This window comes from Paenibacillus sp. AK002, from assembly GCF_053903045.1.
The window spans coordinates 2,121,712-2,141,028 of record NZ_CP096377.1 but is presented as its reverse complement, the minus strand read 5'-3'; the positions used below and the strand labels follow the sequence as shown (position 1 = coordinate 2,141,028).

Below are 19,317 nucleotides of genomic sequence, written 5' to 3'. Positions count from 1 at the left end.
TAAACAGCAAAAAACCCTTGCATCGCAAGGGTTTTCATAAAGTGGGCCCTGAGGGACTCGAACCCCCGACCAGTCGGTTATGAGCCGACCGCTCTAACCAACTGAGCTAAGGGCCCTGAACATACATGTACACATTAACATAAGGACGTCATACATACATCGTTTAAAAATTGGTTGCGGGGGCAGGATTTGAACCTGCGGCCTTCGGGTTATGAGCCCGACGAGCTACCGAACTGCTCCACCCCGCGTCAATGCTGTATCAAACAGCGACAAGAATAAATATACACCATTCCCCTGCATCAAGTCAAGTGCTGTTTTAATGGAATTTCCTCAAGGCAGGAATCGCACGCCATAACGCCCCTTCTTGGAACGATAAACCTCCACCATCCGCGGATCATGATACCCGAACAGCCAGCCATCCTGCTCCAGACGTTTAGCGAAGCACCCAGCCTGAAATTTGGTTGTATAGAGCTTGCCGTAATATACCCAGTTCATCCTATGCGACTCCTTACCGAAATGATAATGTAATGCTGTCATATTATGTCCAAACTTCCACAAAAAAAAACGCCGTCCCCCAAAGTTCTCCTCTCCTCCCCATAATAAAAACAATCAGCCATGCCGTATACCGTGCCGGGATACGCATATGCTGATTGTTGTCTCGGGTTATAACCCATTCGCTTATTGGCCGTCGGCCTCTGCAAACCGGGCAGCGATGCTCATCAGCTCCTGCTCCATCAAATGCATCATCTGGATGAAATTCATCAGCTGCGCCTTCGTCTCCTCGGCCTCTGTGCGAAAACGCTGCTGGGAAACGCCTTCCCATTCGGCATTCAGCGTTTCAATGACCTGGGACAGCCTCGCGACCAATTCCCCGCCGTAGTCACTCCCGCTGCGAATGTCTGCCGCCGCGCGGCGCAGCTCCTCGGGCGATACCTCTATACGTCCTGACATAGAATCCGCCTCACGCTCCTCCCTTAATCCCTGGCAAGCTAAGTTGCCTTCGTCTCAGCCAGTACGGCCTGAAAATGTTCTTCCTCTTCGTCCTGGTAACCCGTAAAAATAATCTCTTGGATATCCTCATGGTTAAACACGTAAGCAAACTCCGGGCTGACATACCCTTCCGGATACGGACAAGCCAGATAGTCGAACAATTGCGGCTGCTCAAGCGCCAAAATTTGCTTGCGTCCATAGATCACCAGCTTTTTCTCGCCTTCCTTCAAAATGACGATCGATCCGTTTGGCAGCAGCTGCTGTTGTTGCGTCATTACGATCCTCTCCTTTTCTTGCTATGACGATGCGGTGCGGCCGGCGTGCGGCCCTGATTCATTTTGTTCAGAAACGCGGCGTTCCGCTGCTCCTTCGGCAATCCCAATACGGGGTAATGGGCCTTCAGCTTTTCCATATTGTTCTGGATGAACCGATATCGAGGGATGAACACAACGGCCAGGTACAGGCCGAGAATCAACAATACGGAAAAAGCCGCCATGCCCATGACGAATCCGCCAAGGTCACCGGTAACCGCAACCACGACGTAATACCCTGTGTAACCGATGCCTGCCAACAGCAAGGCCGCTTTGCCTGCTTTGCCGATGCCGCCTTTGCGTTCCATGGATTGGTACGTCCCTTGCCGCAGCGCTCTTGCATGCAGAACATAAAACGCAACGAGCAGCAGGAGCATCACTGCGATCGAGCTAAGCCCATATCCCATCGACTCGACACCGGCCATGTCATACATCATTTTCAAGATAGCCAGCTGGCAAGTGACCGCCAGCGCCAATCCGTAAATCCCCAAGTACAGCACAAAACCGACCTCAGACCGGTACGGATTAACGCTCAGGCCAATTCCCCACAGCAGCATGGCCGCCCACACTGCCGCCGCCGCATAAAAATAAACCGACATCATCGGCGCCGCCAGCGTGACCAGCGCGGGGATGAGCATAATGAATAAAAAGCATACGATGCCGCCCCGAATTTGCTCGGCGGGGATTAGCCGGAAATGAAACTGTTCTTCCTCTGAAATCTTCGTGCTCATCTATGACACTCCCTTTATTTGAACCATCCGGCTATCGTAGAACCTATCTTCTCCGCCCCCATTTTCAATCCTTCGGTTACGGTATCTTTCTTCCCGTCCCCGTCAAAATCGGCGAACTTGATGCCGTCCATGACATAGGAAGCACCGACCGACACGCCGAAGCCGATGGCCGCACCCGCCAGGGTGCCGATCGGACCGCCCACCGCCGTGCCGATAAGCGCGCCGGCTTTAGCGCCAGCCGCCGCGGAAGCGACCACGGTTCCCACGCCGACGCCAACATCGACGACGGCGTCTCCGGCTATTTTCGCCCCGCTCTTGTTTTCATTGATATTCGTAACCAGATTTCCCACCGTTTGCATGGCGATGCCCGCATAACCAAGCTTGCCGCCCTTCCAGCTGAGCGAGTCCTTCACGGCTGCGCCGGGCAGGACGTATTTCGGAATTCGGGGGTGATTCCGCCAATTGTACTCGGCATAGGATTTTTTGCGGATATTGGCAAGCATGCCGTTCGTCACGTTGGCACGCATGTTGCCGCGCTTGTCTTTCTCAAGCCATACACCGAAGCCGTTCCGGTACATATCCCAGTATTTGTACATCGTGCCCGATGCGGTTACCGTTCCGAACAATACTCCTGCGGCCGCAAGCGGATTGCCCTTCCATTGATCCGCCGTGCCGCCGAATGGCGCGAGCGCATTGAATTCGACGCCCGCCGCCGTCACGGGCGGATCCGTCTTCTTATTTCCGTTCTGTGCCATACTCGCCTGAAGCAGCAGATGCGGACTCACCTGGGCGACCGATTGTTTGCCGAAATTCAGATTGTTCCCGAGCGATTGGTCGGTCTGCGAAAAATCCCCCGCTTTCTTCACAAGCTGGCCGCGATTCTGCTCCAGACGGCCTACAACCGATTGGCACGCGGCCCTGCATTGCGCAAGGCGCTGCTCTACCTGGGCGCGATGGCGCGATTCCCAGGACATGCTCTGGATGCGCTGCTGCATCCGCTCCTGAAGCGCTTGGACTTCCCGTGCAATATCAGATACCGCTGCGCCCTGCTGGTTCAGCATTTCAGGTACCACACGTATTTTGGTCATAGCTAACAATCCTCCATGTCATTGATCGAGAAGGCAAAAATCTGAGTATGCGGGATCAGGATGCAACGTCTCTCACTTAATACGCTCGATGACCGCGCCGAGTTCCCGGATGATCTCGGTTACCGTAGCACCCCATATTTGGTCCTGTTCGCCTTCGTTGCGAATCAGCCAATTGGATTGCGCTCCTCTTAACAGCTCGATTCCCTGAATCCGGCAGTTCAGATCCGGACAATAATACGCCGTGAAGGTGGCATATCTCTCCGGATGGCTGACGCAATCAGCCAAGGCAGCAACGACCGTTTCCGGATAGCCTTGAGCAAGCAGGTGCTTCCGAGGCTCCTGCCCCCCTTGCTCGGCGTTCATCCATTGCTGGAACCAGCCTTTAGGCAAGGCCAGTGTGCCTGTATCGCGATTTTTTCGATCCTCCAGCTGCAGGTAACCGATGATCTTCAGCCAAGCCTCCGAAGGGGTTCCCAGCTCTTCCAGCACATAAAGCCTTTCGCCGCCTGGCCCGATTTCGATATCTGCCTTCACGACAAGGCTGGAACTGTAATAAATGAAACACTCCTTCGACGTTTCCTCCGAACCGGCCACCCTCATATGAATCGTTAACAAGGTCCGGCTGCATACTTCTATGTATTCCAGGAGCTCCTGCACAAGAACCGGCTCGTTATCGGCCGTTTGAATCAAACCCTTCTCCAGCAGTTCCTGCTCTATCTTGGCTACTTCAACAGGCATCTCTTCCGTGAGCGTTCCGCGAAAAGGGTCCTCCAACCCGATGACAGCCCGCGCACCGACAATGCCGGTTAATACAAAGAATTGCTTGCCGGTCAGTTGGATCCTGGACGGAATTTCCAAAGATCTCTCCTCCTTACGGTCAGTCCCGCCTATTTTATGTTTGTTTTCGAAGTGATCATTACTATTATAGGTGAGACGTATCCTTCCCCTCTACCAAATCCTGGCCCTAAATTTATAGGAACATATACCCAAATCAGACGGCTCCCAAACTATCAAGCTGCAAAAACATAAAAAAACATTCCCGGGCTTTGGCAATCACCTCTGGAATGTTTGAGCGGTTATGTTGGATTAAGCGGCTCATCCTTCCGGATAATGCCGTGATATAGAACCGTCATCAGTTGTTCGCTGACCGCATTCAGGCTGCCCAGACCATGGTACCATTCCGTTCGCGCCGTAAATTCCTTGATGAAAGTCAAAAACGCGACCAGTACCTGCGGTGAAATGTCTTTGCGGATCTGTCCCAGCTGCTGGCCTTTAAAAATCAGCATTTCGAATTCCGGCACAACGTATTTCTGATTGAACTCAATCAGCTTGTCCATCTGTTCCGGAAACTTGGCCAGATCCGACACAAATTGCTGCGAGACGAGCGCCGAAAACTTCTCCTGATCCCTGTAGAACACGGTTAAGGCCTCCAGCGGATCTTTTGCCTGCTCCATGATCCCGCGATAGATCGCCATCAGCTCCTCGACCATGCGATCCACCACATGATCCAGTAAGCCCTCTTTGCTCTGATAATAGTTATAAATCGTCATCTTGGAAACGGGGACAGCTTCGGCAATCTGCTCCATGCTGGTTTGCACAATCCCATGCTTCAGAAACAACCGCTTTGTGGCCTCAAGCACCGCTTCTTTTTTTGCGTTCATCGGTAGATTAGATCCCTTCTATTCGGCTTACGGATGTCTATGGCTAAATCAGCCGCTTACAGTCCTAATGTAACGATCCGTCCTTCGACTGTCAACCCGCGGCCGACATTACGTTTATCTTGTTTCAGGGAACCAAAAAGCCGCCTCTGTGTCAGTTCACAGAGACGGCAGCCTGAGAATGAAGAATATCTATACGCCAAAGGAGGTTGGATTCGATCTCCAGGATTGAAGGAGCTCCACGTCCTCTGCTTGAATCCGGTTCTCCGATAACGCTACATCAATGAGTGCACCATAATTGGAAAGGCTCTGCAGCGGAATTCCCGCTTCGGCGAAGGCTTGTACCGCTTTATCCAGCTGATAGCTGAATATGGCGAGCACCGCGAGCGGCTCCGCTCCTGCGTCCTTGACCGCTTGCGCCGCCTTCAGGGAGCTGCCGCCCGTGGAGATCAGATCCTCGATGACAACGACCTTCTGGCCGGGCTTGATCAAACCTTCGATCAGGTTTTCCTTGCCGTGGCCTTTGGCTTTGTCCCGAATATAGGACATCGGCAGGTTCATCTTCTGGGATACGAAGGCCGCGTGCGGGATCCCTGCGGTGGCCGTTCCGGCAATGGCCTCGGCTTCCGGATATTGCTCCCGAATGACGGCCGCGAACGATTCAGCAATGTAATCGCGAATGTCGGGATAGGACATGGTCAGGCGATTGTCGCAGTAGATCGGAGACTTGATGCCCGACGTCCATGTAAACGGCTGATGAGGTCTTAGGGAAACGGCCTCGATCTTAAGCAAATAAGATGCGATCTGATGCGGAATATTCGCGATGGTACTCATGCTTGAATCATCTCCTCAATAATCTGTTCAGCAGCTTGTCTCGGGTTATGGGACTCGGTGATCGGGCGGCCGACAACCAGGTAATGACTCCCCTTGCGGATCGCTTCCCCAGGTGTAAGCACCCGCGCTTGGTCACCGATATCCGCGCCGGCAGGGCGGATACCCGGAATGACGGTTTTGAAATCCTTGCCGCAGGCGGATCGAATGGCTTCCACTTCCAGGGAGGATGCCACGACGCCGTGAAGCCCGGACTGCCGGGCCAGCTCAGCATAACGCACGACGGTATCCTCCACCTGGCCTGGAATGCCGATTTCGTTATTCATGACATCCTGATTCGTGCTGGTCAACTGCGTTACCGCAATGATTGTAGGCATGGCAAGACCCCGGGTGTCCGCCACTGCGGCTTCCGCCCCGGCTTTTGCCGCCTGCATCATGAGCGCGCCGCCGCCGGCATGGACATTAAACATGTCCACGCCCAGCCGCGTTACGCTGTGCGAGCCGCCTTTGACCGTATTCGGAATATCATGCATCTTCACATCCAGGAACACGGAATAGCCTTTCGCTTTCAATTCTTTCACAAAGTCAGGACCGGCCGCATAGAACAGCTGCATGCCGACCTTCATATAACACGGGATGCCCTCCAGCTGACGAACCAATGCTTGTGCACGCTCGGCATCCGGGTAATCCAGGGCCACCATCAGGCGGCCCGCCATTTCATTGTAGCTGGCGTTCATCTGTACCCCTCCTTCTCGATTTTAAACCGGCATCGCTTCAGAGGAGAAGTTGATGGTCTCCAGCATCGTCAGAAGCTCGCGAACCGTATCGAGCGAGGTCATGCATACAACGCCATTCTCTACCGCTTCACGGCGGATTCGGAATCCGTCGCGCTGCGGCGTTTTGCCTTTGGTCAATGTGTTGAAGACAAAGTTCGCTTCGCCTGTGCGGATCATATCGAGAATGTTCGGCGTGCCTTCGGACAGCTTGTTGATGGTCGTCACGTCAAGACCCGCTTCTTTGAGCGCTGCCGCCGTACCGCCGGTTGCGATGATTTTATACCCCAGCTTATGGAAGCCCTTCAGCAGCGCAGCCGCTTCGGCTTTGTCTTTATCCGCTATGGTGGCGATGATCGCGCCCGTTGAAGGAATCTTCATGCCTGCACCGATGAGGCCTTTATACAGTGCCTTGGCATACTTCACGTCGCGGCCCATAACCTCGCCAGTCGATTTCATTTCCGGTCCGAGGGTCGGCTCAACGCGGCGAAGCTTCGCGAAGGAGAAGACCGGCACTTTAACCGATACATGCTCGCTTTCCGGCCACATGCCTTCCTCGTATCCGAGATCCTTCAGCTTGCCGCCCATAATGGCCTGCGTAGCCAGGTTCGCCATCGGGATGCCCGTCACCTTGCTCAGGAACGGCACCGTCCGGGAAGAACGCGGATTCACTTCGATTACGTACACTTCGTTTTTATAGATAACGAACTGGATGTTGACAAGTCCGCGTGTATTCAGCTCTTTGGCAATCTTGATCGTAATTTCCGCAATCTTGTCTTTCAGATCCTGGGACAAGTACTGAGGAGGATATACCGCAATCGAGTCTCCGGAGTGAACGCCTGCACGTTCTACATGCTCCATGATGCCTGGAATCAGCACCGTCTCGCCATCACAGATCGCGTCAACCTCCACTTCTTTACCCATCATGTAACGGTCGATCAGAACCGGGTGATCCGGGTTGATCTTAACCGCCTCTTTCATGTAGCTCAGAAGCTCGCTGTCGGAGTATACAATCTCCATGGCGCGTCCACCCAGTACATACGAAGGTCTTACGAGCACGGGGTAGCCCAGCGATTGTGCTGTTTCTACGGCATCATCGACCGACGTTACGGTTTTACCTTTCGGCTGGGCGATCTCCAATCGGGACAGAAGCGCTTCGAATTTCTTGCGGTCCTCGGCTTCGTCAATGCTCTCCAGGCTTGTGCCCAGAATCTTCACGCCCGCTTTGCTGAGCGGCTCCGCGAGGTTGATCGCCGTCTGCCCGCCGAACTGTACGATGACGCCGATCGGCTTCTCCTGCTCGATGACATTCATGACATCTTCGAAGAACAGAGGTTCGAAGTAGAGACGGTCCGATGTATTAAAGTCGGTGGATACGGTCTCCGGGTTGTTGTTGATGATAACCGCTTCATATCCCGCCTTCTGGATGGCCCATACGGCATGCACCGTGGAGTAGTCGAATTCGATCCCTTGACCGATCCGAATCGGACCGGAGCCGAGCACGATGACTTTCTCCTTCGCGGATTCGATGACTTCATTCTCCGTTTCGTAGGTGGAGTAGTAGTACGGCGTCGTTGCTTCAAACTCCGCTGCGCAGGTATCCACCATTTTGTATACCGGACGCAATCCGTGCTCGCGGCGGAGGAATCCGATCGACTCCTCGGTCGTGTGCGTGCTGGCCTTGCCTTCTGCGCGGAGCTCGGCGATGGCACGATCCGTAAAGCCGAGACGCTTCGCTTCGTACAGCGTTTCGTAAGTCAGCGACGCTTCGCTGCGAATATGGTCTTCATACTTGATCAGGCGTTCGATTTTGTCCAGGAACCACCAGTCGATCTTCGTCAGGTCCTGAATCTGCTGCAGATCATAGCCACGGCGGAACGCTTCCGCGATCAGGAACATCCGCTCATCGTCGGCTTTGATCAGGCGCTGCTGGAGCACTTCATCGCTCAGCTCGTTCGCGCCTTTCAGGTATAGACGATGCACGCCGATTTCCAGGGAGCGGACCGCTTTATGGATCGATTCTTCGAAGGTGCGGCCGATTGCCATCACTTCGCCGGTTGCCTTCATCTGGGTGCCCAGCTTCCGGTTGGCATGGATGAACTTGTCGAACGGCCAGCGCGGAATTTTGCTGACGATGTAATCCAGCGTAGGCTCGAAGCAAGCATACGTCTGGCCCGTTACCGGGTTAACAATCTCGTCCAGGGTGTAACCCATCGCGATTTTTGCTGCCATCTTCGCGATCGGGTAGCCCGTTGCTTTGGAAGCCAGCGCGGATGAGCGGCTGACCCGTGGGTTTACCTCGATGACGTAATATTGATAGCTGTTCGGATCCAGCGCGAACTGCACGTTGCATCCGCCTTCGATGTTCAGGGCGCGGATGATTTTCAGCGATGCGGATCTGAGCATTTGATACTCGCGGTCAGACAGCGTTTGGCTTGGCGCCACGACGATGCTGTCGCCGGTATGAACGCCGACCGGATCGAAGTTCTCCATGTTACATACCACGATGCAGTTATCGTTGGCGTCGCGCATCACCTCGTACTCGACTTCTTTCATTCCCGCAATGCTCTTCTCGATCAGGCACTGCGTGATCGGGCTGTAGCGAAGTCCGGAGCTGACCGTTTCGCGCAGTTCCTCTTCGGTTGCGCAAATGCCGCCGCCGGTGCCGCCAAGCGTGTAGGCCGGGCGCACGATCACCGGATAACCGATCTCATTCGCGAACTCAAGCGCCTCTTCCAGGGTCGTTACGATCGTGCTCTCCGGCACGGGCTGATCCAATTCGCGCATCAGCTCACGGAACAAGTCGCGGTCTTCGGCTTTTTCGATCGATTCCAGCTGCGTTCCGAGCAGTTTGACGTTTTCCTGCTCCAGGATTCCGGCGCGGGCAAGCTCAACCGCCATGTTCAGCCCTGTTTGTCCTCCAAGCGTCGGGAGCAGTCCGTCCGGACGCTCTTGACGGATGATCTGGGTAACGAAGTCCAGCGTGATCGGCTCGATATATACTTTATCCGCCATGTTGGTGTCGGTCATGATGGTCGCCGGGTTGCTGTTGATCAGCACGACCTCCATGCCTTCTTCTTTCAGTGCCTGGCAGGCTTGGGTTCCAGCGTAGTCGAATTCCGCTGCTTGCCCGATGACGATCGGACCGGAGCCGATGACGAGAATTTTTTTCAATGTATCATGTTTAGGCATATTATTGAGCTCCTTTCACGGCTGCGGCCAGAACCGCCTGGCGCGGTTTCCGGATTTCATTCTGTTTATGGTCTCTTATCATTTCAAGGAATTGATCAAACAGATAGCTGCTGTCGTGCGGGCCAGGCGCAGCTTCAGGATGGTATTGCACGGAGAAGGCCGGGAATTTCGAGTGCTTCAAGCCTTCGATCGTTTTATCGTTGTTGTTGATATGCGTAACTTCCAGATCCGTCCCTTTGACGGATTCTTCGTTTACGGTGTATCCATGGTTTTGGGAAGTGATGTAGCAGCGTCCGCTGGCAAGCTCTTTTACCGGATGGTTTCCGCCGCGGTGTCCGAATTTCAGCTTCTCGGTGTCCGCGCCCGCAGCCAGCGCAAACAATTGGTGGCCAAGGCAGATGCCGAAGATCGGATATTCGCCGAGCAGTTCTTTGACCATGTTGACTGCGTAAGGCACGTCTTTCGGATCCCCAGGGCCGTTGGACAACTGAATGCCGTCCGGGTGAAGTCTGCGGATTTCATCGGCCGTCGTGTCATGCGGAACGACCATGACGTCACATCCGCGGGACGTCAATTCGCGCAGAATCCCGCTTTTTGCACCGAAGTCGACCAGAACGATCCGTTCCTTTGAACCTGGACTCGTAAACATTTGCGGCGTTGAGGTTTTTGCCACCTGGTTGCGGAGTTCAGCGATCGTCGTATCGCCGAGCATCTCCTTAAGCTCTTCCACCGGTTTGTTGGAAGTGGTCAGGATGCCCTTCATCGTACCGTAATGACGGATGATACGGGTTAACATCCGCGTATCGATCTCGCTGATCCCCGGAATTCCGTATTCCTTCAACAGGCTGTCAACGCTGTATTCTGCACGCCAGTTGCTGGGAACAGGCTCATGACGACGAACGACGAATCCGTGAACGAACGGCCGAATGGATTCAAAGTCATCCCGCGTGATGCCGTAGTTGCCGATCAAAGGGTACGTCATGGTTACGATCTGTCCGCAGTAGGACGGGTCGCTCAGCACCTCTTGATATCCTGTAATCCCTGTATTGAAAACAACCTCTCCGGTCATTTCAGCATCCGCGCCGAAGGATTTTCCGCTGAACAGCGTTCCGTCCTCCAGTAACAATCTTGCCTGCATCCCGATCACTCCTGTCATCTATGTGTAATTTATTTTATAAGTCTTTTGCCTATTTGTTACTTAGAATCCGTTTTGTTCGGACCATTTCACTTCGCCGTCCACCCAAGTCATCACGGGCCAGCCTTTCAGCTTCCAGCCTGTAAATGGCGTGTTGCGGCCTTTTGTTGCGAACTCTTCCGGGTTCACTTCTTTCTCCGCTTCGAGATCGATCATGGTCAGGTCCGCTGCTTTACCGGCTTCCAGCACACCCGTTGCAAGACCGAATACTCTTGCCGGATCGCTTGTCATCCGTTTTACGAGCAGGGCGAGATCCCATTTTCCTGTGGCGACAAACTTGGTGTAGAGCAGCGGGAACGCTGTTTCGAATCCCACGATGCCGAAGGGAGCCAGCTCCATGCCTTTTGCTTTCTCTTCCGCGCTATGCGGTGCATGATCCGTTACGATCATATCAAGCGTTCCATCCAGCAGACCTTCTATACAAGCCTCCACATCACGCGGTGTGCGCAGCGGCGGGTTCATCTTCCAGTTTGCATCAAGGCCGGGAATGTCTTCGTCGGAGAGAACCAGATGATGGGGGCATACCTCGGCCGTTACCGAGATGCCGATCGCTTTTGCCTGGCGGATCAATCTTACGGACTGCTCCGTGCTCACATGGCATACATGGTAATGCACGCCGGTGGCTTCGGTCAGTAGAATGTCGCGCCCGACATGGATCGCTTCCGACTCGTTCGGTATTCCTTTCAGGCCGTGCTGCTGAGCGAATTTGCCCTCGGTCACGCAAGCTCCCTTTACCAGCGAGTCATCCTCGCAGTGCGCAATGACCGGCATGCCCAGCGCTTTTGCTTTATTCATGGCATCTTTCATCATCTGTGCGTTCTGCACACCGACGCCGTCGTCCGTAAATCCGATCGCACCCGCGGCCTTCAAGGCCTCAAAGTCCGTCAGTTCGCGGCCCAGCTCGTTCTTCGTAATGGCTGCATATGGCAGCACCTTCGCAAGATTCGCCTCGCTGGCCTTATCCAGCACGAGCTTCACCGTTTCCGGCGTATCGGTCACCGGTCTTGTGTTCGGCATGCAGGCGATGGTTGTAAAACCGCCTTTGACTGCCGAGCGGCTGCCGCTCTCGATGGTTTCCTTGTGCTCATAACCCGGCTCTCTCAAGTGCACATGCATATCGATGAATCCCGGCGTGACCAGCTTGCCCTCGGCATCGATGATCTGAACGTGATCGCCCGGTTCCGGCAAGGCTGCGATATCGCTCGCAACCGACTGAATCAATCCGTCTGCAATGACGATATGTTTATCTTCGAGCTGTCCTTGTTCATTGATCACTTTGGCATTCTTTATCACTTGCATTTGCATCTTGGTTCCCCTCCGCAGCAGAAGCACCGTTCGCTTCTTTGTATATTGTATAATAAAAATTCATGTTTGTGTATAATTATTAATATTTATTCATTCTGTAAACCGTATTCCGCATGTTCGAATCAGACCATCGCCCGTTCCATGACCGCCATGCGAATGGGCACTCCGTTCGCCATCTGCTTGAATATCATCGATCTCGGGCTTTCCACGACCGCGTCGTCGATTTCGACGTTGCGGTTCACCGGTGCCGGATGCATAATCATGGTGTGCCCCGACAGCTTGGCCGCCCGCTCTTCCGTCAAGCCGTACTGCTCCCGGTACTCCGCGCTGGATTTGAACACCCCTTCGTTATGGCGTTCCAGCTGAACTCTCAGCATCATCACCACATCGGCCTTGAGCGCCTTTTCCATCGATACGTAAGGCGCATACTGAGCCAGCTCCGGAGCCTGCATCGATTCCGGCGCGCAGAACTGCACATGGGCTCCGAACTTCTGCAGGGCCCACAGATCCGAACGAGCAACCCGGCTGTGCTTGATGTCCCCGATGATGGATACCGTTAATCCCTTAAGCTCGCCGAAGCTTTTCTTCATCGTGTATAGATCAAGCAGCGCCTGCGTGGGATGCTCATTGTTGCCGTCGCCCGCATTGACCAGCGGAATCGAGATCCGCTCCGCCAGCTCCTGCAGCACGCCGGATGGCTTCAGCCGGATGACGCCCGCGTCGATTCCCATGGATTCCAGCGTTCTGACGGTATCGTAGATCGACTCGCCTTTCTCGACGCTGGATGCTGCCGCCGCAAAGTTCATGACCTCGGCACCGAGTCTTTTCTCAGCCATTTCAAACGAGAATCTCGTCCTGGTGCTGTTCTCGAAGAACATATTTACCGCAAATTTCGATTGAAGTACCGGCACCACTTTCTCGGACTGCGCTTCCCAATATGCTGCCCGATTCAGGATGGATCCGATTTCGTCTCTGCTAATATCCTTCAAACCTAAGAGGCTGCGTTCTTTCAATGAAATGGCTGTTGTCATGATTATCGTTCCTCTCTTTGGCTAATGGTCACTTCGTCCTTGCCGTCGATTTCGGTTAATGCCACCGTAATTTCCTCTTGTTTGGAGGTAGGAACGTTCTTTCCGATATAATCCGGCCGGATCGGCAGCTCGCGATGCCCCCGGTCTGCCAAAACCGCAAGCTGTATCATTCTAGGCCGTCCACAGTCCATCAGGGCGTCCATCGCTGCCCGAATCGTCCGGCCGGTGTACAGCACGTCATCAAACAAAATAACCTTCTTGTCATGGATGTTCAGGTGCGCTAGGCTGTGCTTCGCTCCCTCAGCCCGTTCCGCAGCGGCTCCCTTGCTGTCCCGGTCATCGCGGTAGGAGGTCACGTCGATCTCTCCCCAAGGAATCGGAGTACCTTCGATCTCGTTCATTCGCTCCGCGATTCTCTGGGCAAGAAACACGCCGCGCGTGCGGATCCCGACCAATACGCAATCCTCGATCCCTTTATTTTTTTCCAATATTTCATGGGCAATTCTCGTTAGCGCGCGGCGGATGGCCGTCTCGTCCATAATCACATGCTGTTCGTTGCTCATCCTCTTGTCCTCCTTCTAAACGTTTGATTAGCCCTTTATCGTTCCTGACGATCCGTGGTTTCATTCCACACAAAAAAACTCCTTGCCCGGCTGGACAAGGAGTTGATCTCATAGAGATGGTGTGGAAAGCGCAGCATCTATCCGCAGACAGAGCCATGCCTCCTGTTAATGAACCTCGGTTCACGTTACCTTGCCAGCCTCACGGGACTGATTTAAAGGTGCTATTCGATTGATCCCATTATGACAGACCCTACAAGAGATGTCAACAGCAATCATGTCGAACGTTGTCGCGTTCCAAGCACGTTCATAGCCTTTTTTTAGAACTCAAATTCCACATCGCTGAGTCTTCTGCGAATTTCGGAAATGACGCGTTTCTCTTCCTCCTCGCCGTCGGCAATGAAGGTAACGGAGAATCGAACGAAGTGTCCTGCATCATCCCAAGGGACGGTGGAGATCAATTTCTCGCGAATCAGGTACTGGGAGAAGTCTTCCCCGGATTCAAAACGGCGTCCGCCTTTGACGCCTTTCGGAGCCTCCACATACAGGAAGAAGGAGCCTTTGGGCTTCTCCGCCGTAAAACCGAGTCCGTTCAGCACGTCGACCAGCATGTTGTGGCGGCGGGAATACTTCTCGGCAATCTTCTCCGTAATTTCCGGATGATCCAGACCGTAAGCGGCAGCCTTTTGAATGGCGATGAATTGTCCGGAATCGTTGTTGTCCTTCACGTCGCCAAACGCTTTAACCACCAGCGGGTTCCCGGCGATGAAGCCAATGCGCCACCCCGTCATGTTGTAGGATTTGGACAGGGAGTGAAGCTCCACGCCGACGTCCTTCGCTCCAGGAACGGATAGGAAGCTCAGCGGCTTCAAACCATCGTAAGTGAGCGCAGCATAAGGTGCGTCATGAACAACCACCACGCCATATTTGCGGGCCCACTCGACAACCTCGGCGAAGAATTCGGCCGTTGCGCTGGCCCCCGTCGGGTTGTTCGGATAGTTCAGGTAGAGCAGTTTGGCACGGCGGGCAATGTCCTCAGGGATCGAGCCGAGATCCGGCAGAAATGCATTCTCTTTTTTCAGCTCCACATTGTGGACTTCGCCGCCCAAATACTTGGTATGCGTTCCGAGCACAGGATATCCGGGAACCGTCATGATCGTGATGTCGCCCGGGTTGATGAAACAGGACGGCAGCATCGCCAGTGCCGGCTTGGAGCCGATGGAGTGCAGCACTTCCGTGGACGCATCGATGCCTTCGACGCCGAATACGTTGTTCAAATAGCGAACAGCCGCTTCCTTGAACTCGGGAATCCCGTTATCCGCATATCCGCGGTTTTCCCGCTTCGCCGCCTCTTCCGCCAGCTTTGCCACGATGCCTGCATCCGCCATCTCATCCGGCTCGCCTACTCCCATATCGATCAATTCGGTATCAGGATGCTCCTGCTTCGCAGCCGCCTTTGCTCTCTTGATCTTCTCGAATTTATAAATGGCCGTATCTTTACCGTAATTAGCACCGCCAATCCGATCGGCAAAGCTCTGTTGAATGTACGTTTCCTGATATTTATCCATGCTCATGATTTGTATTCATCTCCTACTCTAGCTTTGTTACACATCCTAAATATGCAGGAAAATCACGACTGGAGCCATGCATTATATATCAGATGATTTGTACTTTTTAGGTTGAGTCGGAGCTGATAGACACCATGGCCTCCCTGCACGAAGTGGTTAAGACAGCTCCAGCCATTCCGCTAGGAGCTCGTCGCGGCTCGCTGCCAGCGACTCCCGCTCGTTCCAATGCTCTTCGAGCAGCGTCATGTCCGAATTGCCGCTTATCGAGCCTTCCGTTTCAAGCCAGCCGTCCAGCTGCCGGATGCGGGTCTCCAAACGGGCGATCTCCTCTTCCAGCCATTTGGATCTTTCCGCAGCAGAGCGATCAGGATGGTTGCGTTCGAATTTCTGGCCGGGCTTTTCGTTGGATTTGGACGGCGGCGTCCCCTTTTGTAAAGAAACGGCATTCGCACCAGCTCTGAGTTCTCTTACCTGCAATGCGGCTTCAAGCTGGTCTTTCTTGGCCCGGAAATCATCATAATTTCCATGAAAGACGGTCAGCGTTCCTTGGTTCAAATCCCACACTTTGCCTGACACTTGGTTTACGAAATAACGGTCGTGGGAAATGGCAAGAACGGTCCCCTGATACCCCTGCAGCGCATCCTCCAAGGCCTCCCGGGAAGCAATATCCAGATGGTTCGTAGGTTCATCCAGGAGCAGCAGGTTCGGCTTTTGATGGATAAGGAGCGCCAGCCTCAATCGTGTCCATTCACCGCCTGACAGCTGGCCCACCGATCGGAACACGACCGCGCCATAGAACAGATATCTTGCCAAAATCCCGCGGGCCTCTCCCTCTTCAACCCCGGCGTTCTCCCGAAAATATTGGAGCACCGTTTCCTTCGGATTATCCGGCTCCTCCTGCTGGGCCAGATAACCCACGTCGACGCGCGCGCCCCATTCAAGGGACCCGGCGTCGGGCATAAGCTCACCCACCAGCACTTTGAACAGCGTCGTTTTTCCGCTGCCGTTCGGACCCATCAGCGCAATTTTTTCGCCGAATTCGATAAGCCCGGAAGCCCCTCCCAGCACCGCCTGATTCCCGTAGCGAACCTCAACTTGTTCAAAGTATGCCACGCGGCGGCCGGAACGATCCTGAGGATGAAGCTCGAAATCGGCCTGTCTTCGATCCAGCACAGGTCGCTTGACCTTCTCCATCCGTTCCAGCGCTCGCCGCATGGAAGCCGCCCGCTTAAAAAATTTCTCGTTGCCGCCGATCCGGCCGAATTCCTCCAGCTGCTTGATGGATTCCTTCATCTTCTTGATCACTTTCTGCTGCTCCTGGTAATCGGCGAACTGCTGCAGCAGCCGTTCTTCCTTGTCTTTCATGAATGCGGTATAACCACCCTGGGCAGAGAAAGCCTCTCCGTCCTCGAGCTCTATCGTCTTGGTCACCACCCGATCGAGAAAATACCGGTCGTGAGAAATAATGACGCAGGTTCCCGGGTATTCCCGCAAAAATTCCTCCAGCCATTCCGTGCGTGCCAAATCCAGATGATTCGTCGGTTCATCGAGCAGGAGCAGATCCGGCTGTACGATCAGCTGCGATGCCAGTACGACGCGGGTTTGCTCTCCCCCCGACAACGAGCCGAATGACAGTCCGTACTCGCTCTTGGGTATTTGCAGCCCGGTAGCGATTCTGTCGATGCTGGCTTCCAGCTCATAACCGCCTTCTGTTTCAAACCGTTCCTGGAGCGCCGAGTAACGACGCAGCACACGATCGAGCAGCTCTGCATTCCCGGCGATTCCCGGATCACTCATTCTCTTCTCCAGTTCCGTCATCTCCGCGCGGTATTCCTTCAAGTGAATCAATCCATGGGACAGTACATCCAGCACCGTCCAGGAATCCATATGGCTCGGAATCTGCTCCACATACCCGATTTTCGTATCCTTCTTGATGGCAAGCTGCCCTTCGTTCGGCTGATCCAATCCGGCAAGCAGGCGCATCAGCGTGGACTTGCCGCTTCCGTTTCTGCCGATTAGCGCTACCTTCTCGCCTTCCTGTATTTCAAACGATATCCCGTCCAATACCAGCTGGGCCCCGTGGTATTGCGTCAGTTTCTGTACATTGATCATATTCATTCTTGGTTTCCTCCTGTATGCTGCGAACATTCCCCATACTCTGTTCGATAGCATGAATTAGGGAGAAGAACCGGACTGCAAACGCAAAAAGGGTCCACAGAGCAAGCTCCGCGGACCCTTAAGAATCGTAAGCCTTAAATCGGCTTAATCCGTGCAGGCAGGCAGGTGACTTCTCGCGATGGTACAACTCGTATCATTAAAATTGGACAGACCTCTCCCGTTGTTGAGAAATGCATGAACAATGCCAGCCATAGCGATAGGCAGCTGGCTAATACGGTTGTTGACCATCTCGATATTCATCCTGCTCACCTCCTTCATCAAAGTTATCGTCACTATACCATATCCATGGTTTGGAAGGCAAGAAAAATAGCCCCGCAAAGTGGAGCCCATGGAGCCCATGCTTTGATGCTTAACCCAAATCCTTTGTGGGACCCCACAACTAATAAATGCGAAAAGGGACCGCTAGCGGCCCCTTAAAATCGTCAACAGCTCATTCATATCGCTCGGCATCGGTGCCGAAAACTCCATATACTCCCCGGTCGAAGGATGGACAAAACCCAAAACGGCCGCATGAAGCGCTTGTCCGTTCAATTTGATCCCCTTGCTCTTGCCGTAAACGGGATCCCCTACGAGAGGATGCCCGATATACTTCATATGCACGCGAATCTGATGGGTTCGTCCCGTCTCCAGCTTAAGCTCGAGGAGACTGTAATCCCCGAACCGCTCCACGACGGTAAAATGCGTCACCGCATGTTTGCTGTTCCGGTCCGTGACGGTATACAGTTTGCGATCCTGCGCGTCCCGTCCGATCGGTGCGTCAATGGTTCCCTGATCATGGCTGATATTGCCGTGCACCAACGCCAAATAACGGCGGTTCACGCTGTGCTCCTTCAACTGGGCGGCCAGCGAAGCATGGGCTTTATCATTCTTCGCGGCCATGATCAGGCCCGTAGTATCCTTATCGATCCGATGGACGATGCCGGGGCGAAGCTCTCCATTGATTCCCGACAAATCCTTGCAGTGAAACATCAATGCATTCACTAGCGTGCCGGACGAATGCCCCGGAGCCGGATGGACAACCATCCCTCTCGGCTTGTTTACGACAATCACGTCTCCGTCTTCAAACGCGATCTCAAGCGGGATGTCCTCGGGAATGATTTCGACGGCCGATGGCTCGGGAACCTTCAGCACGATGCGGTCACCCTGACTTACTTTGTAATTGGACTTGATCGGGCCATCGTTCACGCTCACATGTCCGTCCGCAATCCATAACTGCACTTGGGAACGCGACACATCTTCCCCAAGATTCTCCGTTATGTATTTATCGATACGGGTTTTGGCAGCGTCGGCCTCCACCGTCCATTCGCTGGCTTCCGTTTCCCGACCGTTCTCATCTGTCCAATCCGTATCTGTATCCTTACCGTCTTGCACTATCATTCAGTCCCTTCTGTGCCAGAAACTTCACTTGTTGTCTGCATCTTCTCGCGTCTTCCTTCCAGAAGCGTATCCAATATGATCAGTCCCACGCCGATCACGATGCAAGAATCGGCAATATTAAAGATCGGGAAGGTGTAGCTGCCAAAATTAAACTGCAGGAAATCGACGACCTCTCCCATTATCAATCGATCGATGAAGTTTCCGAGTGCCCCTCCAAGTACAAGCGCAAGCGCGGTCGGCAGCAGCTTGCGTCCTTCTTTGGATACCTTCCGCAGGTACCAGACGATTCCGCCCACAACGATTATTGTCACAATGATGAAGAACCATAACTGGTCCTGAAGTATGCCGAACGCGGCTCCCCGGTTCCGGCTGGACGTGATCAGGAAGAAATCCCCGATGACCGGTATCTGTTCATAAAGCTCGAGCCTGGTAGCAATCAAGTACTTGGTTCCCTGATCGATTAGAAATAAAACAAATGCAATCAAATAATATACCACTTGTTTATGTCACTCCGTTCTTGTCTTCTCCA

General features: G+C 53.8%; 19 protein-coding genes and 2 tRNA genes. All 21 read right to left on the bottom strand.

Features of this window, described 5'->3' with window-relative positions:
• Positions 1 to 42 precede the first annotated feature (42 nt).
• Positions 43 to 116 (bottom strand) — tRNA-Ile (locus M1D70_RS09200).
• A gap of 55 nt (positions 117 to 171) precedes the next feature.
• Positions 172 to 248 (bottom strand) — tRNA-Met (locus tag M1D70_RS09195).
• A gap of 82 nt (positions 249 to 330) precedes the next feature.
• Positions 331 to 495, bottom strand: coding sequence for a hypothetical protein (locus M1D70_RS09190; RefSeq protein ID WP_009589607.1), 165 nt, complete (start codon positions 493 to 495; stop codon positions 331 to 333).
• A 183-nt stretch (positions 496 to 678) separates the two neighbouring features.
• Entirely contained in the window at positions 679 to 951 is a 273-nt protein-coding gene (locus M1D70_RS09185; RefSeq protein WP_456289679.1) for a WXG100 family type VII secretion target, read from the bottom strand.
• Between the two features lie 38 nt (positions 952 to 989).
• Positions 990 to 1,265, bottom strand: a complete 276-nt coding sequence (locus tag M1D70_RS09180) for a DUF4176 domain-containing protein (protein WP_456289678.1) — start codon at positions 1,263 to 1,265, stop codon at positions 990 to 992.
• Complete coding sequence (locus M1D70_RS09175; protein WP_009589650.1) at positions 1,265 to 2,032, bottom strand: membrane protein; 768 nt, start codon at positions 2,030 to 2,032, stop codon at positions 1,265 to 1,267. Before M1D70_RS09175 ends, M1D70_RS09180 begins: the two co-directional genes overlap by 1 nt.
• Before the next feature lie 14 nt (positions 2,033 to 2,046).
• The gene (locus M1D70_RS09170; protein ID WP_009589658.1) at positions 2,047 to 3,120 is read right to left on the bottom strand and encodes a WXG100 family type VII secretion target; all 1,074 of its coding nucleotides are present in this window, start codon (positions 3,118 to 3,120) and stop codon (positions 2,047 to 2,049) included.
• A gap of 72 nt (positions 3,121 to 3,192) precedes the next feature.
• Entirely contained in the window at positions 3,193 to 3,978 is a 786-nt protein-coding gene (locus M1D70_RS09165) for a hypothetical protein (RefSeq protein ID WP_456289677.1), read from the bottom strand.
• Between the two features lie 218 nt (positions 3,979 to 4,196).
• A complete protein-coding gene (locus M1D70_RS09160) occupies positions 4,197 to 4,781 on the bottom strand; it encodes a TetR/AcrR family transcriptional regulator (protein ID WP_456289676.1) in 585 nt (194 codons plus the stop codon).
• Positions 4,782 to 4,970: 189 nt separating this feature from the next.
• Positions 4,971 to 5,612, bottom strand: a complete 642-nt coding sequence (gene pyrE / locus M1D70_RS09155; protein WP_009589603.1) for an orotate phosphoribosyltransferase — start codon at positions 5,610 to 5,612, stop codon at positions 4,971 to 4,973.
• A complete protein-coding gene (gene pyrF / locus M1D70_RS09150; RefSeq protein ID WP_456289675.1) occupies positions 5,609 to 6,346 on the bottom strand; it encodes an orotidine-5'-phosphate decarboxylase in 738 nt (245 codons plus the stop codon). The genes pyrE and pyrF overlap by 4 nt, the downstream gene beginning before the upstream one ends.
• 21 nt (positions 6,347 to 6,367) lie before the next feature.
• Positions 6,368 to 9,574 carry a carbamoyl-phosphate synthase large subunit gene (carB, locus tag M1D70_RS09145; RefSeq protein WP_145035332.1) on the bottom strand — a complete coding sequence of 1,069 codons (3,207 nt, stop codon included), beginning with the start codon at positions 9,572 to 9,574 and terminating at the stop codon, positions 6,368 to 6,370.
• A gap of 1 nt (position 9,575) precedes the next feature.
• Positions 9,576 to 10,712 carry a glutamine-hydrolyzing carbamoyl-phosphate synthase small subunit gene (gene carA / locus M1D70_RS09140; protein ID WP_009589632.1) on the bottom strand — a complete coding sequence of 379 codons (1,137 nt, stop codon included), beginning with the start codon at positions 10,710 to 10,712 and terminating at the stop codon, positions 9,576 to 9,578.
• A gap of 60 nt (positions 10,713 to 10,772) precedes the next feature.
• Entirely contained in the window at positions 10,773 to 12,074 is a 1,302-nt protein-coding gene (locus tag M1D70_RS09135) for a dihydroorotase (RefSeq protein ID WP_009589657.1), read from the bottom strand.
• A gap of 122 nt (positions 12,075 to 12,196) precedes the next feature.
• The gene (locus M1D70_RS09130) at positions 12,197 to 13,108 is read right to left on the bottom strand and encodes an aspartate carbamoyltransferase catalytic subunit (protein WP_302621986.1); all 912 of its coding nucleotides are present in this window, start codon (positions 13,106 to 13,108) and stop codon (positions 12,197 to 12,199) included.
• The gene (gene pyrR / locus M1D70_RS09125; RefSeq protein WP_009589585.1) at positions 13,108 to 13,668 is read right to left on the bottom strand and encodes a bifunctional pyr operon transcriptional regulator/uracil phosphoribosyltransferase PyrR; all 561 of its coding nucleotides are present in this window, start codon (positions 13,666 to 13,668) and stop codon (positions 13,108 to 13,110) included. Before pyrR ends, M1D70_RS09130 begins: the two co-directional genes overlap by 1 nt.
• Before the next feature lie 317 nt (positions 13,669 to 13,985).
• Positions 13,986 to 15,239 (bottom strand): LL-diaminopimelate aminotransferase, encoded by a 1,254-nt coding sequence (locus M1D70_RS09120; protein ID WP_456289674.1) that lies wholly within the window; start codon positions 15,237 to 15,239, stop codon positions 13,986 to 13,988.
• A 150-nt stretch (positions 15,240 to 15,389) separates the two neighbouring features.
• Positions 15,390 to 17,351, bottom strand: coding sequence for a ribosomal protection-like ABC-F family protein (gene abc-f / locus M1D70_RS09115; protein ID WP_456289673.1), 1,962 nt, complete (start codon positions 17,349 to 17,351; stop codon positions 15,390 to 15,392).
• A gap of 144 nt (positions 17,352 to 17,495) precedes the next feature.
• Positions 17,496 to 17,651: an RAxF-45 family protein gene (locus M1D70_RS09110; protein WP_009589583.1), complete on the bottom strand. Its 156-nt coding sequence runs from the start codon at positions 17,649 to 17,651 to the stop codon at positions 17,496 to 17,498.
• A gap of 162 nt (positions 17,652 to 17,813) precedes the next feature.
• Complete coding sequence (locus M1D70_RS09105; RefSeq protein ID WP_050802777.1) at positions 17,814 to 18,788, bottom strand: RluA family pseudouridine synthase; 975 nt, start codon at positions 18,786 to 18,788, stop codon at positions 17,814 to 17,816.
• Positions 18,785 to 19,285, bottom strand: coding sequence for a signal peptidase II (gene lspA, locus M1D70_RS09100; protein ID WP_009589639.1), 501 nt, complete (start codon positions 19,283 to 19,285; stop codon positions 18,785 to 18,787). Before lspA ends, M1D70_RS09105 begins: the two co-directional genes overlap by 4 nt.
• Positions 19,286 to 19,317 lie beyond the last annotated feature (32 nt).

Excerpts from the sequence above, each read along its gene's own strand:
- M1D70_RS09190 (WP_009589607.1), bottom strand. The coding sequence starts at position 495 with ATGAACTGGGTATATTACGGCAAGCTCTATACAACCAAATTTCAGGCT.
- M1D70_RS09185 (WP_456289679.1), bottom strand. The coding sequence starts at position 951 with ATGTCAGGACGTATAGAGGTATCGCCCGAGGAGCTGCGCCGCGCGGCG.
- M1D70_RS09180 (WP_456289678.1), bottom strand. The coding sequence starts at position 1,265 with ATGACGCAACAACAGCAGCTGCTGCCAAACGGATCGATCGTCATTTTG.
- M1D70_RS09175 (WP_009589650.1), bottom strand. The coding sequence starts at position 2,032 with ATGAGCACGAAGATTTCAGAGGAAGAACAGTTTCATTTCCGGCTAATC.
- M1D70_RS09170 (WP_009589658.1), bottom strand. The coding sequence starts at position 3,120 with ATGACCAAAATACGTGTGGTACCTGAAATGCTGAACCAGCAGGGCGCA.
- M1D70_RS09160 (WP_456289676.1), bottom strand. The coding sequence starts at position 4,781 with ATGAACGCAAAAAAAGAAGCGGTGCTTGAGGCCACAAAGCGGTTGTTT.
- pyrE (WP_009589603.1), bottom strand. The coding sequence starts at position 5,612 with ATGAGTACCATCGCGAATATTCCGCATCAGATCGCATCTTATTTGCTT.
- pyrF (WP_456289675.1), bottom strand. The coding sequence starts at position 6,346 with ATGAACGCCAGCTACAATGAAATGGCGGGCCGCCTGATGGTGGCCCTG.
- carB (WP_145035332.1), bottom strand. The coding sequence starts at position 9,574 with ATGCCTAAACATGATACATTGAAAAAAATTCTCGTCATCGGCTCCGGT.
- carA (WP_009589632.1), bottom strand. The coding sequence starts at position 10,712 with ATGCAGGCAAGATTGTTACTGGAGGACGGAACGCTGTTCAGCGGAAAA.
- M1D70_RS09135 (WP_009589657.1), bottom strand. The coding sequence starts at position 12,074 with ATGCAAATGCAAGTGATAAAGAATGCCAAAGTGATCAATGAACAAGGA.
- pyrR (WP_009589585.1), bottom strand. The coding sequence starts at position 13,668 with ATGAGCAACGAACAGCATGTGATTATGGACGAGACGGCCATCCGCCGC.
- M1D70_RS09120 (WP_456289674.1), bottom strand. The coding sequence starts at position 15,239 with ATGAGCATGGATAAATATCAGGAAACGTACATTCAACAGAGCTTTGCC.
- abc-f (WP_456289673.1), bottom strand. The coding sequence starts at position 17,351 with ATGAATATGATCAATGTACAGAAACTGACGCAATACCACGGGGCCCAG.
- M1D70_RS09110 (WP_009589583.1), bottom strand. The coding sequence starts at position 17,651 with ATGAATATCGAGATGGTCAACAACCGTATTAGCCAGCTGCCTATCGCT.
- M1D70_RS09105 (WP_050802777.1), bottom strand. The coding sequence starts at position 18,788 with ATGATAGTGCAAGACGGTAAGGATACAGATACGGATTGGACAGATGAG.